This is a genomic window from Paenibacillus sp. 05T425, assembly GCF_056396205.1.
Map to the genome: position 1 here is coordinate 161,573 of NZ_JBFTLA010000004.1, position 16,011 is coordinate 177,583.

Annotated in this window: 15 protein-coding genes; 12 read left to right on the plus strand and 3 right to left on the minus strand. The window is 50.9% G+C overall.

Annotated features, from left to right (window positions below; all coding sequences use genetic code 11):
* Positions 1–20: 20 nt before the first annotated feature.
* The 6 genes from AC1DF0_RS09755 to AC1DF0_RS09780 all read left to right on the plus strand — a co-directional run bounded on the left by AC1DF0_RS09755 (position 21) and on the right by AC1DF0_RS09780 (position 7,097).
* Complete coding sequence (locus AC1DF0_RS09755) at positions 21–1,454, plus strand: LacI family DNA-binding transcriptional regulator (protein ID WP_477573799.1); 1,434 nt, start codon at positions 21–23, stop codon at positions 1,452–1,454.
* Entirely contained in the window at positions 1,442–3,028 is a 1,587-nt protein-coding gene (locus AC1DF0_RS09760; protein WP_477573800.1) for a bifunctional diguanylate cyclase/phosphodiesterase, read from the plus strand. The genes AC1DF0_RS09755 and AC1DF0_RS09760 overlap by 13 nt, the downstream gene beginning before the upstream one ends.
* Before the next feature lie 128 nt (positions 3,029–3,156).
* On the plus strand, positions 3,157–4,242 hold the full coding sequence (locus tag AC1DF0_RS09765; RefSeq protein ID WP_477573801.1) for a DUF4198 domain-containing protein: 1,086 nt from the start codon (positions 3,157–3,159) through the stop codon (positions 4,240–4,242).
* Positions 4,243–4,256: 14 nt separating this feature from the next.
* Positions 4,257–6,353, plus strand: coding sequence for a copper resistance CopC/CopD family protein (locus AC1DF0_RS09770; RefSeq protein WP_477573802.1), 2,097 nt, complete (start codon positions 4,257–4,259; stop codon positions 6,351–6,353).
* Between the two features lie 52 nt (positions 6,354–6,405).
* Positions 6,406–6,798: a holo-ACP synthase gene (gene acpS, locus AC1DF0_RS09775; RefSeq protein WP_477573803.1), complete on the plus strand. Its 393-nt coding sequence runs from the start codon at positions 6,406–6,408 to the stop codon at positions 6,796–6,798.
* A gap of 68 nt (positions 6,799–6,866) precedes the next feature.
* Complete coding sequence (locus AC1DF0_RS09780; RefSeq protein WP_442048257.1) at positions 6,867–7,097, plus strand: hypothetical protein; 231 nt, start codon at positions 6,867–6,869, stop codon at positions 7,095–7,097.
* Between the two features lie 246 nt (positions 7,098–7,343).
* On the opposite strand, the gene AC1DF0_RS09785 is transcribed toward AC1DF0_RS09780, so the two are convergent.
* Positions 7,344–7,694 carry a c-type cytochrome gene (locus tag AC1DF0_RS09785; RefSeq protein WP_477573804.1) on the minus strand — a complete coding sequence of 117 codons (351 nt, stop codon included), beginning with the start codon at positions 7,692–7,694 and terminating at the stop codon, positions 7,344–7,346.
* A gap of 210 nt (positions 7,695–7,904) precedes the next feature.
* On the opposite strand from AC1DF0_RS09785, the gene AC1DF0_RS09790 reads away from it, so the two are divergent.
* From AC1DF0_RS09790 to AC1DF0_RS09805, 4 genes are read left to right on the plus strand one after another with little or no spacing between them, the layout of a single operon-like run.
* Positions 7,905–8,798: an AraC family transcriptional regulator gene (locus AC1DF0_RS09790; protein ID WP_477573805.1), complete on the plus strand. Its 894-nt coding sequence runs from the start codon at positions 7,905–7,907 to the stop codon at positions 8,796–8,798.
* Positions 8,799–8,806: 8 nt separating this feature from the next.
* Entirely contained in the window at positions 8,807–10,090 is a 1,284-nt protein-coding gene (gene mutY / locus AC1DF0_RS09795; protein ID WP_477573983.1) for an A/G-specific adenine glycosylase, read from the plus strand.
* A gap of 25 nt (positions 10,091–10,115) precedes the next feature.
* A complete protein-coding gene (locus AC1DF0_RS09800; protein WP_477573806.1) occupies positions 10,116–10,754 on the plus strand; it encodes a bifunctional 4-hydroxy-2-oxoglutarate aldolase/2-dehydro-3-deoxy-phosphogluconate aldolase in 639 nt (212 codons plus the stop codon).
* A 15-nt stretch (positions 10,755–10,769) separates the two neighbouring features.
* Positions 10,770–11,714 (plus strand): alpha/beta hydrolase, encoded by a 945-nt coding sequence (locus AC1DF0_RS09805; RefSeq protein WP_477573807.1) that lies wholly within the window; start codon positions 10,770–10,772, stop codon positions 11,712–11,714.
* Positions 11,715–12,581: 867 nt separating this feature from the next.
* On the opposite strand, the gene AC1DF0_RS09810 is transcribed toward AC1DF0_RS09805, so the two are convergent.
* The gene (locus AC1DF0_RS09810) at positions 12,582–13,988 is read right to left on the minus strand and encodes an MFS transporter (RefSeq protein ID WP_477573808.1); all 1,407 of its coding nucleotides are present in this window, start codon (positions 13,986–13,988) and stop codon (positions 12,582–12,584) included.
* Between the two features lie 205 nt (positions 13,989–14,193).
* A complete protein-coding gene (locus AC1DF0_RS09815; RefSeq protein WP_477573809.1) occupies positions 14,194–14,727 on the minus strand; it encodes a YbhB/YbcL family Raf kinase inhibitor-like protein in 534 nt (177 codons plus the stop codon).
* 178 nt (positions 14,728–14,905) lie between these two features.
* On the opposite strand from AC1DF0_RS09815, the gene AC1DF0_RS09820 reads away from it, so the two are divergent.
* On the plus strand, positions 14,906–15,571 hold the full coding sequence (locus AC1DF0_RS09820; protein ID WP_477573810.1) for a GntR family transcriptional regulator: 666 nt from the start codon (positions 14,906–14,908) through the stop codon (positions 15,569–15,571).
* Positions 15,572–15,802: 231 nt separating this feature from the next.
* Complete coding sequence (locus AC1DF0_RS09825) at positions 15,803–15,973, plus strand: transposase (RefSeq protein WP_477573811.1); 171 nt, start codon at positions 15,803–15,805, stop codon at positions 15,971–15,973.
* Positions 15,974–16,011: the final 38 nt, after the last annotated feature.

A 16,011-nucleotide genomic window follows, 5' to 3' on the forward strand; every position in this document is an offset into this window, starting at 1 on the left:
CATTAAGGGAGCTGTTATCGATGCAACGTAAACCAACAATCGGATTATTGACGTCCTTCCTAGGCGGCAATTACCTTGGTGAAATGATGAATTCGATCCAAAGGGCAGCTTTGCAAAATGACGCAAGATTAGTTGCTATTCGAACAGCGGGAAAAAAATTCGATTGTCCGATTGCGCTTGACTACGTGGATGGCTGGATTATTTTGAACAATGCCGCTACAGACTCCTATATACAGCAATTGTCGAATGAATGGAACAAACCGATTGTAGGCGTAGCGAAGGATCTTGATGCGCTGGATGTGAAAGCACAAACGGTAATCTGCGACAATGAAGGCGGGATTATGGCCGCAGTGCGGCATTTGTATGAGCACGGTCACCGATCCATCGGATTCGTAGGCCATCTGGCGCTTGACGATATGAAGTATCGATTGAATGGTTATAAGAAGGGGCTTGAAGCATGCGGGCTGCGCTTTGATCCGCATTTCGTGATCGATCCGGACGATTTGAGCGTAGACGGAGGCAGGCGGGCAGCGGAGCGGATTGCCCAAGCGGGATTTCCCTTCCGCGCCGTAGTTGTCTGCACGGATATGATGGCGATTGGCATGATTAAGCGGTTCGAGGAGCTTGGCGTTCGTATTCCCGAGGATATGGCGATAATCGGCTTCGATAACACGATTGCAGCTAGATCGCAGCGAAGCGGACTTTCCAGTATAGATCAGAATATTGTGCGTAAAGGCCAGCTTGCGGTTGAATTGCTGCTGAGCCAAATTAACAATCCAGCGGATTCCATTCCGTCATCCATCCATCGGATTGAGTGCACGCTTATTGCACGCGGAACATGCGGCTGTTCAACGCATCTTGAGAGGGAAACGACGACGAAGCAGATTCTTGAAGATCACCGCGATGATAAAAAAAGAGTTACGCAGCTAGGCGTTCACTATGAATTCAATAAATTTATTCTTAATTACAACATTAAGCAGTTGAAGAACTTGTCTTGGGCTCTTGCACCGCATTTCCAATGGGGTTGTCTGGGGACATGGAACTTTGATGCTTCTCCCGGGGGAAATGTATCGTTAACCGAGCTCTATCATTTCCAGCGCGATGAGCAGCGGCTGCATGCAGGCAGCATGCCCGTTGAGAGCTTCCCGCCGCTTCAGCTTATCGAAAGCATTCAGAAGGAAGAAGACAGCGAGATGATCTATATCATCCCTTATCGGACTGAGCCGGACAACTGGAGTGTGCTTGCAGCAGGCACACGGCTCTCGGATACAGTAGAGAATATGGACGATTATATGTCAGTCGTGCATTATCTGGACCTTATTGGAAATACGCTCGACAAGCAGGCTCTGCTTGACGAGGTCAGAGAGCAGGGCATGCAATATCGTCAAATTGCCGAGCAGCTTGAGATCGTTTCGAGAACGACTAACGACGGCATTTGGGATTGGATCTGGTAACGGGAGAAGTAGCATGGAACCAGCGTTTCTATGACTTGCTGCAGTGCGCTGATGCTCAGACACTGGATTATTTTGTACATTGCGATGACGAGGCATATTACAAGCGGGCGCTAAGCGCCCATATTAACGAGCATGTTCCCTTCTCCGTTGACGTGCGGCTCCGCAAGCATTCAGGAGAATATGTATGGACGGCGATATCGGGTGAAGCCTTGCATGACTCGAGTGGCACTGCGATTCGAATGGTAGGTTCGGTAAGAGATATTACGGAGCGAAAGCAGTCAGAGGAAAAAATGCGTTTCTTGGCTTATCACGACACGTTGACGGGACTGATGAATCGACGCCGTTTCTTCGAGGAAGTGTCGTCAGCAACGGCGCATCCCGATCAGCCGTTCGCGCTTATCGTTCTTGATTTGGATCACTTCAAAAAAATGAACGACAGCTTCGGGCATCATATGGGTGACCGTCTGCTGCAGCTTGTCGCTGCTGGACTGAAGGAGCTTGTGCGGGAGGGGGATTATATTGCTAGATTCGGCGGCGATGAGTTCGTCGTCCTCTACCGCTTCCGGCATATAGAAGAGATCGAGTCGTTCAATTGCGCATTTGCGACCTATTTGTCTGCGCTCATCTTCGATGAAGGCGTTAATCTGACCATTTCGGCAAGCGCAGGCATTAGCTTGTTCCCTCGCGACGGGACGGATGCGGATTCGCTGTTCAAGAAAGCGGATATTGCGATGTACCATGTGAAGCAAACGGGCAAAAATCATTTCAAAATTTTCTCGGAGCAGATGATTGAGCAAAGGATGTGGAGGCTTAATCTGGAACGCGAGCTGAAGCAAGCGGTGCTTGGCGATGAGTTCGTGCTGCATTATCAGCCGCAGATCGATATGGCGACAGGTCAGCTTTATGGATTCGAGGCGCTGCTGCGTTGGAACTCGCCGACGCTTGGATGCATCTCGCCCATGACGTTCATTCCGCTAGCCGAGGAGACGGGTCTTATCGTTCCGATTGGCGAGTGGGTGCTGCGAGAAGCCTGCTCACAGAACGCCAGATGGCTGGCAGCCGGGCATCGGCCGCTCAAGTTGTCGGTCAATATATCCGGACGCCAGCTTAAGCAGGCTGATTTCATCGAGTCCGTGAAGTCCATTGTCAAAGAGACGAGGATGGATCCGAACTATTTATGCTTCGAAATAACGGAAAGCACCGTCATCGACGATCTTGATTACACGATCTCTTTGTTAAGAGATCTGGAGAGAATCGGCATTCAGATTGCGATGGACGATTTCGGGACGGGTTATTCATCGTTATCAATGCTTAGGAAGCTGCCGCTTAACAGCTTGAAGATCGACAAATCTTTTATTCAAGAGTTGTCCTGCGAGCGGCAAGATATCGATATTGTAAAAGCAATCATCTCGATCTCGAATAGCCTTGATCTGCGAATTGTCGCTGAAGGAGTCGAGCAGGCTGAACAATATAAGCTGCTCCAGGAGCTAGGATGCCACTACATGCAAGGCTTCTATATTAGCCAGCCGTTGCCGGCCGAGCAGATTGAGTCCTTCCTGTACTCCCGCACATAGCAAGCTAGAGATTTGTTCTTGTTCATACATCGTTCACAAGCTTATAGCCCGATCGAGTCATGTGCTTATCGACCTTCGTTGATACAATTTGGACATCAAATCCAAATCGACGGAGGTTGTTTCATTTTATGAAGAAAACATTGCGATTCAGAAAAAAACTTGCAGGCGCGGCTCTCGTTGCCGTATTAACGCTCGGAGCGGCCGTTCCCGTCTTCGCGCATGACGGTTGGTCGCAGACGAACACGCCAATCGTCGCACCGGGACAAGTATCCTATGTCGAGCTTATGCTTGGCAATCACTCGAACGATCATAAAAGCTACCGTATTGCCGGCCAGTGGAGTCCGGATACGACAAAGGTGTTCGTAACGACACCAGCTGGCGTTAAGTCGGATATTACAGGTACGCGCTTCTATGCAGGGGAAGCGGCAACGGAGACAGAGCCGGCAGTGAACAATTATTTTGTTACTTCATTTAAATCGAATGTGCCGGGAGCCTATGTTGTTTCTGCAGAGGGTGATACGGTATTCGCCCATGGCGGCGTAGCCAGCCGTACGCTGCGAAGCGCCAAGTCGTTCGTAGCGGTTGGCGATATTCCGGTCGCCGAGCGGGTGAAGTCGTTGACAGGGTTCTCGAAGCAGGTTAGTCCGGATCGCGCGGAGCTTGTTCCGCAATTTAATCCGGCCGCCGTTGCCCCTTCGGAGCAGGTGTCCGTGCAATTGCTGCTGAAAGGCAAGCCGCTGGCGGATACGGCCGTTGATCTCATTCGGCGCAGCAACTCGGAATCGCTGGAATTGACGACCGACGCTAAGGGGATTGTGACGTTCACGACGGGAGCGGCGGATTATTACTTGCTTCGCGCTAAGCCTGTTACAACAGAAGGCAAGGAAGGCGAGTATACGAGCACGAACTATGAAGCGACGATGACGTTCACTGTTCAGAATCGTTCACCGAAGCTGCCAGGAACAGCGGCGTCCGCCGCGCCGCATCTTTATGTGAATGGCAATGCAGTGACGGATGGGACAGCAGCCTCCGTAACGGTGAAGAAAGGCACAACAATGGTCGATGCATCGTTCATCCGCCAATACGTGAACGCTTCATTCAAAGGCAATGGACTTGTTACGCTGCGCGGCTCGGTTGAAGGAGCTGGAGCGATCGTTGAATATTTCCCGGCAGTCGGCGATAATCGGGCAGCCATTGCGATCTATACGAAGTAATGGTTCGAAAAGCGATGATTAAACGACTTAGCCTTATAACGATAACGATTTGGTTCATGTGGGCATGCTTGCCGAGCTTCGTCTCGGCGCATGCCTATCTTTCGCATTCGACGCCGCTGCAGGATGCGGAGCTGCAAGCTTCGCCTGAGGCGATTAAGCTTACGTTCACGGAGAAAATTGATTCGAAGCTTAGCAGCGTCACGCTTACGAAAGCAAGCGATGGCAGCAGCATAGCAGGAAAGCTGAGCGCGGACGGAGAAATGACGCTTGTCTATGCGATACCGAAGCTGGAAAGCGGCGAGTATAAGGTAGTGTGGCAAGTGTTGTCGCTCGATACGCATATTACGGACGGGTCGTTCCGTTTCGCGATCGGCGGCAAGCTGACGCAGACGAAGCCGGATGAGACGGTTTCGCTTGATGGCGGCGGGCAAGCTGGGTCGGGGCAGGATGAGCAGAGCGGCGGAGAGAAGCCTTCAGTCAGCAGCAAGCCGTTGCCGTCTGTGAAGCCAAAGCCTACGCCTAGCGACACGATAGACAAGGACGTGGGCGTTTCGGCTAAGCCCTCTGCAACGTCTCCGCCAAAACAAAACGACAATACGAGCGTTAGCTCTGCGGAGGTGTACAGTCAGGAGACAGATTCAGCACTGGCGACTGAGGAACCGCAGGCAAGTGTTGATACGATCAGTGAACCAACTAGTTCGCTGCCGCCAAGCAGCGAACCGACGGCGCCCTTAACTTCAACGAACTCCACGGAAGCCGACGCTTCGGAAATCGAGCAAGAGATGCTGGGAACGGACACGGAGATTAGCGAGCATAACCATGCGGGCGGTCAGAAGCTAATGTCAACGCTTCGGATTGCGGATGTGCTTATGTCCGCTATACTAGCAGCGCTGCTCTTCTTCCGCTATTGCATATGGAGAAATTACACCGAGGATGCTCCTCCCGGTTTCACTCTGCGAGCAGAACGAATCGTGATGGCAATTGCCGTTGCCGTGTGGCTGGCTACGGGGATGTGGAGGCTGACGATGCTTTCAAACGATCTCGGCGGCATCCCGATCGGACAGATTGCTAACGGAACGATGGTTGGCAAGATTGCTGTTCTCCGTCCCTTAGCGGCAGTGCTCTTGCTGCTGCTTGCATTCGCTCCCGTTCGCGAGCAGCGCTTCGCGAATATCGTGAAAGCAGCGGCGGCGGCGGCGATCATCGTCACGTTCCCGCTGACGGGCCATGCTTATGCGGAACTGACGGACGCCGGCTCGGCTATCCTTGCGCATGCGGTTCATATGGGATCGGCCGCTATCTGGCTTGGCGGTCTCGCCGGTCTTGCTGCGCTAACTTATCGGAGGCAGGCGGCGGCCGCCTTGAAGCTTGCTGCAGAGCGATTCGCGGCCTGGGCTTTGCCAAGCATGATGCTTATCATTGTGAGCGGTGTATGGCTGTCCGTTAAGCAGCTTGACTCTTGGAAGCAGCTTATTACTGAAGATTACGGCAACCTTATCCTAATCAAATCGGGCTTACTGCTGCTTGTGCTAGTTCTTGCAGCGCTGCACCGCCTCGTATTCATGCCGAGGCTTGCGCAGACGGAGGAAACGGGGGGCGGCAAAGCGGCGGCTTCTATGAGAGGGCTGTTGATCGGCATCCGAATCGAAATTTTGCTAGCGGTTGTTTTGTTCCTGCTGGCAGGAATGCTCTCGACAACTTCCCCGCCATCCGCAGCGTTAGAGCAATCAGCAGGCATCCCTTTGTATTGGCATGTGATGGGGGAGCAAGCTCATATGACGCTGCGAATCGACGAGGACAGCGACTCCAGCTCGAGTAGTCAGAAGGCGATCCTATATTTATGGCTGCCTGAAGACAGCGGGCCTCCAAGTAAGATTGACGTATCGACAGCGCCGCAGTCGGATGGAGAATCGAATTCACAAACGCTTCAAACCATTCCGTTCGAACCGCAACCCGCTGATTCGGATGCCGATTCGTATCCCGGCTTTGTGAAATATACGTATAAGGCAACCGGAGCTTTAATCGATGTTTCGGTCAGCAACGTGATTACGGTGGATGTAATTGACGGGTTAGGCCATTCTATTCATTTTGAGCGAGAGACAAGTTCTTGACTTCCCTACCTGCATCTGCTAATCTCACCATCATATAAAGGCAGGTGTGAGGATGATCATTGGCATCGGGCATGATCTAACGGATATAGGTCGAGTTAAGCAAATAATGAACGGACGAACCGGTGCGAAATTCGTAGAGCGTGTACTCACGGAGGAAGAACGGGAGCTGTCGGCGGGTTACTCGGGGGAACGGCTGGAGCAGTTCACGGCTGGCAGATTCGCGGCCAAAGAAGCGGTGGTGAAGGCGCTAGGCTGCGGAATAGGCCGGGCGGTAGGTTTTACAGATATGACGATTGGTAGAGACGGTTGCGGCAAGCCTGTATGCGTGTTATCGGAACAGGCTTGTAGACGCCTCGGTTTGTCGGCAGCAAATATTCGCATTCACGTGACAATCACGCATGAGCGGACGCTTGCTTCGGCTTTCGCGGTGGTGGAACGCATATAGGTGTAACCTTTTGCCCATACTTGGAATGTAATATACCAAGCTTATGCGGTGAGAGGGAGTTGACGGCGATGAGAGAAGATCGGCAGCAGAAAACAAAGCGCAGATTCAAGACCGGACAATGGGTTCAATATGATGGGCTTTATTCCGACGATTGGGGCGGCGATCTTGTGTTGATGCAGGGCGAGCTGTTTCCTTCGCACCCGCAGATGGGCGATACGAGCTGGACCTACACAGGTCCGTCAGTACTCGACTATGGCGGCAAATCGCCGAAGCTGAACGGACATCACATCGGATACTAGCTTTTTGAGTGGATTTTGTGCAGTCAAAAGGCTAGTAACGAGACGATATCAGAGTTTGATTGGAAATTATACAGTCAGATGGACGGGGAAAGGCTACTGAGGGCAAGAATGCCGGATTTGACTGTATGCTTTCCATGCAAAAGTCGCTTAACAGGCTATTAGGCCCGATTAGATTGTATGAAATACAGGCAAGAAGAGGCTTGGCACGAGTGCCAAGCCTCTTTTTTTGATATTCAGCCTTATCAACTATTTCTTCCCCGCCAGCCACTCGGCCAACCCGTTAATTTCCTCCGCGGTTAGTCGCTCCTTGAACGGCGGCATTGAGCCTTCGCCTTCTTCGATTTGGCTTACAATATCGGCTGCTTCCATTCGAGCGCCAACCTCCTGCAGGTTCGTCACCGGCCCCATGCGTCCTTGCAGCTCGGTACCGTGGCAGCTGACGCAGTTCGCTTTGTAGACAGCCGCAACCTTAGGCGGCGCATCTCGAAGGCCGGCTCCTTTATCATCCCCGCCTCCGCAAGCCGCCAGTGCAAGCGGCAAGGCCACTGCAACAGCTATTTTACATAGGATAGCGATCCTTTGAAGTTGTTTACTCATGCTGTATATCCCCTCTCTATACTTTCCAATTGCCAATTCGTTAACATTCATATGCATTTATTGCGTAAATCCGTATAATAGATAGGTAGTCTTTCAGCTATATCTAAAAATATACCAAAGTATAAACATCTTATACATACTTTACTGCCAAAATCATTTGCCCGTTCTTTCCTATCCGGGTTATTTGCGGTATAGACAACAGGAGAAACAATGAACCCGACAATCGCAACCATTATGCAAAATCAATTAAATCGCATTCATGCCGACGTGCTTATGACGGCTTATTCAACGAGCAACGTAGGATGGTGTGAGAATAACAGAGAGCCTGACTTCTACCGCTTCTGCTATGTAGATAAGGGCGAGGGTTGGCTAAAGATGGATTCGATCAGCTATAGCGCAACGCGCGGTAAGCTGTTTTTGATGCCGGCCGGCAAGGTGCAATCGTTCGGGACGAAGGGCGACGAGTCGTTCGGACGTTATTGGTGCCATTATCGTCTGGATCCGGCGGATATGCAGTTCATTGAATTGCAGCAATTGCCGGCTTTTATAGAGATTAAGGATGACGAGTATGTGCAGCAATTGTTCATGAAGCTCATCCAGCTCCAAACGACGCAAGGCGTGACTCGCGAGCTTAGGATGAAGGCGGTGTTGCTGGAGCTTCTCGCCTTATATTTCGAGGAGAGCTACAGCCAGAAGGAGCAGCAGAGCATCGAGAGCCCCGATATCAAATGGAATGAAGTCGTGGCTTACATTGAGGAGCATTTGGACCGCAACATTCAGATTGAAGAGCTGGCTAAGGTTGCTTTCCTGCATCCAAACTATTTTATTACCTCGTTCAAAAATATGATGGGCTGCTCGCCGATCCAATATGTGACGAATCGCCGGTTGGCGCTTGCGAAGCAGCTGCTTGCGGAGACGGCAGAGCCGATCGCCGAGGTTGCCCGTCATGTAGGGATGCAAAATCATTATTTGTCCCGACTCTTTAAACGGTACACAGGCATTTCGCCTATTCAATATCGCCGTATTGCAAAGTCAAGCGCATCTGGCAAGTCCACTGCGGAGCAGGAGCGCACAACACATCATGAAAAGGGGGATTTAAGCTAGTGACAGAGATGGAGCAAGCAAGTTCATATTTCAGCCGCGAGCTGCTCGTCTGGTATCGTCGTCAGAAGCGCGATCTGCCGTGGCGTCAGAACCGCAATCCTTACCGGATATGGGTGTCCGAAATTATGCTGCAGCAGACGCGGGTGGATACGGTTATTCCCTATTACAATCGGTTCATGGACAAGTTCCCGACCGCTGAAGCGCTGGCTTCAGCACCTGAGGAAGAGGTGCTGAAGTGCTGGGAAGGTCTTGGCTACTATTCGCGTGCGCGAAATCTGCAGGCAGGAGCTAGAGAGGTCGTTCAAAAGTACGGAGGCGTTGTGCCTGATGACAAAACAGCGGTAGCCGGACTGAAAGGTGTCGGTCCGTATACGAGCGGGGCGATCATGAGCATCGCGTTCAACCGCCCCGAGCCGGCGGTAGACGGCAACGTTATGAGGGTGCTGTCGCGCTACTTCTGCTTGGAGGATGACATTGCGAAACCAGCCACTCGCGTTTCTATTGAGAAGCTGGCGGTGTCGCTGATTCCCGAAGGAGCTGCCGGCGACTTTAATCAGGCGTTAATGGAGCTAGGCGCGCTCGTCTGCACGCCGAAGTCGCCGGGCTGCTTGACCTGTCCGGTGATGGAGCATTGCAAGGGCAGGCTGGAAGGTCGGGAGGGCGAATTGCCGATTAAGACGAAGGCCAAGCCTCCGCGGCCAGAGCAGCGCGTTGCCGCAATCGTGCTCGGAAGCGGGTCGAATGCGGGCAAGGTGCTCGTAAGAAGACGGCCGGATACTGGACTACTGGCGCAAATGTGGGAGCTTCCGCATCTGCTGCTATCCAAGGACAAGTCTGGATTGCTGAACGAGGATATGCCGAAGGAGCAGGAGGCGCTGGCCGCCGAGCTTGGCGGAATGCTGCTGGATGAGACCGGGCTGCTCATTCGCCCGCGCCGCTGGTTCATGGATGCCGATCACGTATTCAGCCATATACATTGGAAGATGCGCGTTTACTTGACTGACTTGGGCGGGGAAGGCCTAACGGCCGATACGGCGGAAGCTTACGGCATTGCTGCCGAAGCGGCAAGCGGGTATATGGATCAAGAGGGCCAGCCTTCAGCGTTCGGTAATAGTGCTGCCGGTACGGGAAGCAGTATAACCTCTGAAGACTCTCAAGCCTACGCTAATACAGTACTTGCTGTAGCCGAGCAAGAGCTGCCTAAGGAATATGCATGGATTGGGCCGGAGGATATGGATACCCTTCCGTTTCCGAACTTGTTTTTGCGGATTTTACGTGAATTCTGGGAATAGTTGAATAGAGAGCGGAGGAAGAACGATGAGCGAAATGCTTGATTTGCTGCTTAAGCACAAAATTGTGGCTATATTAAGAGGGATTGAAAATAAACACGCGGATAATGCGGCTCAAGCTTTGATCGACGGCGGCATTCATATGATGGAAATTACGATGAATACGGACGGCGCGGCAGCGATGATCGAGCGGTGGCGGAACAAGTTCGATGGCAAGGCGGCTGTAGGCGCTGGAACGGTGCTTGACGTGGAGCTTGCGAAGCAAGCCGTTGACGCTGGCGCGCAATTCATCATTTCTCCCAACCTGGACGAGGAAGTCATCGCGTTCGGACGCGAGCGCGGCATCTCTGTCTGGCCCGGCGTCATGACGCCGACGGAAATCGTGAAGGCGGTTAAGGCCGGCGCAGAGGCGGTCAAGCTGTTCCCGATGGGGACGCTCGGAGTCGGCTATTTGAAGGAAATCCGCGGTCCTTTGGATTCAGTTCCGATCATGGCGACAGGCGGAGTGGATCTGCACAACATTGCCGATTACTTCAAAGCCGGAGCGAATGCGGTTGGGATGGGCGGCAAGCTTATTAACCTGGAATGGGTTCGAGAAGGCAAGTTCGATCAAGTGACGGAACGGGCGAAGCTGTTCGCGGAAGCCGTTCGTCAGTTGGATCAATAGACGGAGGCCATACGTATGGGAGCCGAAGTATGGATTGTCATGGTTGTCGTTATTGTTATGGCGTCGGCGGCATACGTCATTTGGAGCATTGGCGCGAAGAGCCAGCAGCCGCGCAAGCTGGCGAATGTTGAGTCGCCTGATGTGGCGACAAAATGGCAGCCGCTATCGTTCGTAAGCGGCGGCTCACGCATCGAAGGCTGGCTGCTGCAGCCGACTACGCTAAGCAAGTCAGGCGAAGCAGGATTGCCGGTCGTTATTGTGGCGCATGGCTGGGGATCGAACCGGACGCGCGTGCTACGTTATACGAGACCGCTATATGAAGCGGGCTTCGTTATATTCATGTACGATGCGCGCAGCCACGGGAACAGCGAATCGATCAAAGCGCCGTCGGCGCTTATGTTCCGCGACGACATGCTGGCGGCTATCGCCGCAGCGAAGGGAACGACCGGTCTCGATGCCGGGCGCGTAGCTGTTCTCGGCCATTCGCTTGGCGGTTTCGGCGCGCTGCTCGCATTGGATCATGGCGCGGATGTATCCGCCGTCGTGACCGATTCAATGCCCGTTCGCTTCGATACGATGCTGAAGGCCGAGCTCAGAAGAAAGAAGATGCCGATCTTCCCGCTCGCTTATGCGATACCTTCGATATGGCTTATTCGCGCAGGCATTACGAGGCAGCAGTTCAAGGAAGCTGATATTAAAACCGTATTAGAGAAACATGCGAGGGACAGTTCAGCGAAGGCAGGCACAACGAAAGGCATGAAAACGAAAACCCCGGTACTGATGATTCATTCGGAGGGCGATGATTTCATCCGTTCGGAGGACTTGAAGCAACTACAGCGCGAACTGCCGACGGGTACCATCGAGACATTGTTCGTGCAGTCAAAAGGTCATAGCTCATCCGAGCAGGATCCCAATTTCTGGAACGCTGTGTTGCCTTTCTTAGAAGCCAACACAAAGTGATTCGTAAAAATAGATCTGACCAAAAACCGTCTTCGTAACTTTTCACAGGTTACGTTAGGCGGTTTTTTACATCCTATTCCTATGATAACGAGGCGGATTAAAAAAAGACGCCTGCGGCACGAAGCCGCAGGCTACAAGAGATAATATATAATAAGGGGGGTCATGGGATTAGTATATAGGCGCAAGATGAAACCTACCTGAGAGAAATATTACAGTTTGATTACAAACGAAATGTTTTCAGTCAAGTTCAGGTGTATCTGGTGAGCGAAAATAAAGATGTTTAACTCGAAATAAAATTGTTTAACGGAAAATAGAGTTGTTTAATCTGAGTCGCTTGATATAGGGGTTGCAGAAAATAAAGTTGTTTAATGGTATGACGACGTGAGTTCTCAGTATACGATGATCAAAAAACACAGCAAAACCCAAATTGCCGCGCAATTCCTGTACTTTCTACTGATCCGTGCCCGTTATTTAAAGCATTTGAAACAATCAGCGGGCTTTAACTGATTGCTCCTATTGAAGGAGGCATCGAAACGAATAATATCAAAGTGAATGATGGTCAGATTACTATGTATGCGAATAAAGATGGCATTAACGCCACGCCAAAAAACTGGTCCAACAACGACGCGGAGGCAGATACTTGGACGTGCACTGCGGATCAAAAGCTCGTGTTTCGCTATGAGAGTAAAGATGAGATGGAAAACTAAAGCGACCAAGCAGTCATAAGCCTGCTTGGTCGTTTTTGGCTAAAGCAGAGGTTCCAGAAAAGATAGCCGTCTACGAGATTGACCCTTTTGAGAATGCTCCCTTACAATATTGTTAAGCTTTTCGGCAAGAATGGACATGTATTTAATCCTGGCGTTCAGGTCACGAAGTAACTGATGTGCGATCTGGTTTTTCGTCCTTAGCTATTTTGGCTGCACACCTAAATTGTACATAATACAATGTGGCCATCACAACGACCAGAAAGGCAAGTGCAAGGAAAATGTTGCTGTATACGAAAGTGGAGCTATTGTGAGGAATTGGATTTATGTGAAAGGTCGATGTGCCGAAATCCAGGATCTTGCCGATCGCAGCTGTTGATGCAGCCGAAGAAATAAAAGTAATCATGGTGAACAATCCCATTCCTACTCCCAGATGCTCTTGTGATAGCGTTCGTGAAACGGTATTTGACATCGCAATTTGCATGAACGATTGACCCAGGACGCCGAAAATAAGAAAGACCGCAATAAAGACTGGCGACATGCCAACGACTGAAGACAAACAGATGAAGCCGATAATAAGAAGCGCTGACGCTGTATACACCAGGAACGGAATTCCCTTTTCATCCGCTAATTTGCCGCCTCGACGACCCAATAGTGCAGCCATTAGGGCTGACGGCAGCATAACCATCCCGATGAGCACCGGTGATAAATGATTGGCAGAAGAAAGCAGCTGAGGTGTAATGAATGGAATAGCAAAGCTGATCCCGATCATAACGAAAGTCATCATTAGACTGAATGAAAACGGTTTGTTTCGAAATATAGCCGGGTTGATGAACGGAGCTGCGGCATAGCGTATACGTAATAAGAAAAGAGCGAAAGAAATAGCACCCGCCAAGGCGAACCAAATATTAACGTTTGTTAAAGCCAGTAGAAGAATGGCTACTGTGCCCGCCAAAAGCAATCCGCCTATGAAATCCATTTTGCCGGCGGCTCCCTTTTCATCCTCCAAATATTTTCGATACATGGGCAGCGTAAGCAACGATAATAGCGATATCACAAATAGTACCCGCCAGTTCCACGTACTGCTCACCATCCCAGCAATGATCGGACCGAGTGCCGAACCGAGTGCAAACCCGATTGCGACGGTACCGAGCGCACGACCGCGCCTTTCGGGTGAAAAGTAACGAACTGGCACGATCATAGCAGTCGCCGGGATGACCGATGCGCCAGCCGCCTGTACAATCCGCCCCGCAATGACCATCCAATATTGGGCAGCCACCAAACCGACAACGGATCCAATGGCAAAAAGGATCAGACCAAAGGTCAACAAATTCTTCAAACTGTATCTGTCTGTCAATTTTCCGTAAGTGACCGAGCCAATTGCATATACGATCATATATCCCGTGATGATCCAGCTCACTTTCGATGGTGAGAGTTGAAACTGATCGCTGATCGTTGGAAGTACAACATTAAACATAGTTGCATTCATGACAGAGATAATGAGTGTAAAGACAAGTAAAACAAGTAATAACTCCCCGTTATTCTTTTGAATGCTTGTATGGGTTTGCATAGGTACGCCTCATTCCTTTAGGACGGTGCTCAACGCCCATTTTGTTGATTTTGCTCCCACAGCCGCAAATGATCGTATGCTTCAAAATTTTCATGGGCTTCTGGCACATGGGGCATACGCTTTGAGGGGGCGGGTCGTTCTGTGTCACATGTCGAAGCTCACTTTTTTTCATGTCATCGTCTCCTATGACCTCAAATGACTTGGATTATTTGGTCTCTCCTGTTACCACGAGTACGGCTCTCCCCAGCGTATGGCTCAGCATGGTGAATCCTAAGAGCGCCGGCGTGGCGTTAGGGTCGACGCCGATATTCTCGACATCCAGCGCATGAACGACAAAATAATACCGATGAGGACCGTGTCCCGCTGGGGGCGCCGCACCGATAAACCGTTGGAGCCTCAAATCGTTCGGCAGCTGCAGGGCGCCTTTCGGTAAGCCGCTGCCGTACTCGTCACCTGCACCGGTCGAAAGTTCGGTGACGCTGGCAGGGATGTTAATGACGGCCCAGTGCCATAATCCCGAACCGGTTGGGGCGTCCGGGTCATATGCGGTTACGGCGAAACTCTTTGACCCATCGGGTGCACCCGACCATTTCAAATGGGGTGAAAGATCTTTGGCGCCTTCCACACCTGACATACCTGAGTACTGCTGTGGCGGTAGGGGAAGGCCCTCGATAATGTCGTTACTTACCACCTGAAAGGCTGCGACTTCCGGTAATTTGGCTAATGGATTGTTATTCATTGTAAAATTCCTCCTTTTTGTCGATGCAAATTCGATTATATACACAATAATCGATTCTGTAAACACGAATCGTTTAGTTGTTAGATTATTGAATTTTCCCTTTGTTTTTTGTGAATTTAGGTGTAAACTAGATAAAATGTGTGTAATCCTAATGTGCATGAAGGATGGTGCTGGCTGCATGGCCAAAAGAAACGGTTCGTCTACTTTAAGCGAGAATGTCACGAAGAAATTGCAGTCCGATATTCTGGCCGGACAATATGAACCAGGTTCTCCATTAACCGTTTCGGAATTAGCCAAAGGTTTCGAGGTCTCGGTTGCTGTCGTTCGAGAAGCACTGACCCGGTTGGCGACTCAAGGCCTCGTCCTGCAAAACCCTAACCACGGATTCTCAGTGAAGAGGGCGTCGGAAGAAGAACTGAATAACATCGTACGGGCGCGTTCGATTAATGAATCCGAAGCCTTACGCCTATCCATCGCCTGTGGCGATCTTACATGGGAATCCAATGTAATTGCCGTTCACCACAAATTATCGCAGACAGCCGAGTACAAGGAAGCAAATGACAAGCTTGTCATTAGTGAAGAGTGGTCCGAGATCCACCGTCAATTTCATTACGAGCTTATCGCCGCATGTCCCAATCCGATTCTGTTAGATATCTGCAGGCGCTTGTGGGATTTGAGTGAATTTTATCGGCATTGTTCGCCCCTGCAACAGCAAGTTCGCGATGGGCGTGCTGAACATAAGGCATTAGCTGATGCTGTTATTAGCCGCAACAGCGATCTTGCGGTCAAGCTCTTTAGAACGCACATCCAGCTCACCGCGGATAAATTGTTTGACAACCGTTAAGTGGTTTAGGTTGACTCTTGGTCTTTGAGGACATTGTTTCTGAGGGGACTTGGATTGGGATCGTTTAACGCATAACGGATGGGCAGCAGCTCCTTGCCCACAATCGGCTGAAGAAGGCAACAATCGATGGAGAACCAAAAACATCGCCGCGAGTTGACTACGCTGCTCGTCTGTAAGTTTAGGTGGTTGTCCGGGGTGCAAAGTGCCAACGTACGGTAAACACTAGAGAAGTTGTTCGGAGCCATTAACTATGAAACTGGACAGGTACATCATCGGGAAGAAGAAAAAGCTGGTGTGGTCGCCTTCTTTCGGTTTCTAGAGGATCTTCTCTCTGCTTATCCGAGCGGAAAAATAGCTATGATTTTGGACAACAGCCGTATTCATTATGCTAGTGCGCTTTAATCTTTTTCAAGGAAAAACCTGCGCCTGCAGTTGGCCTT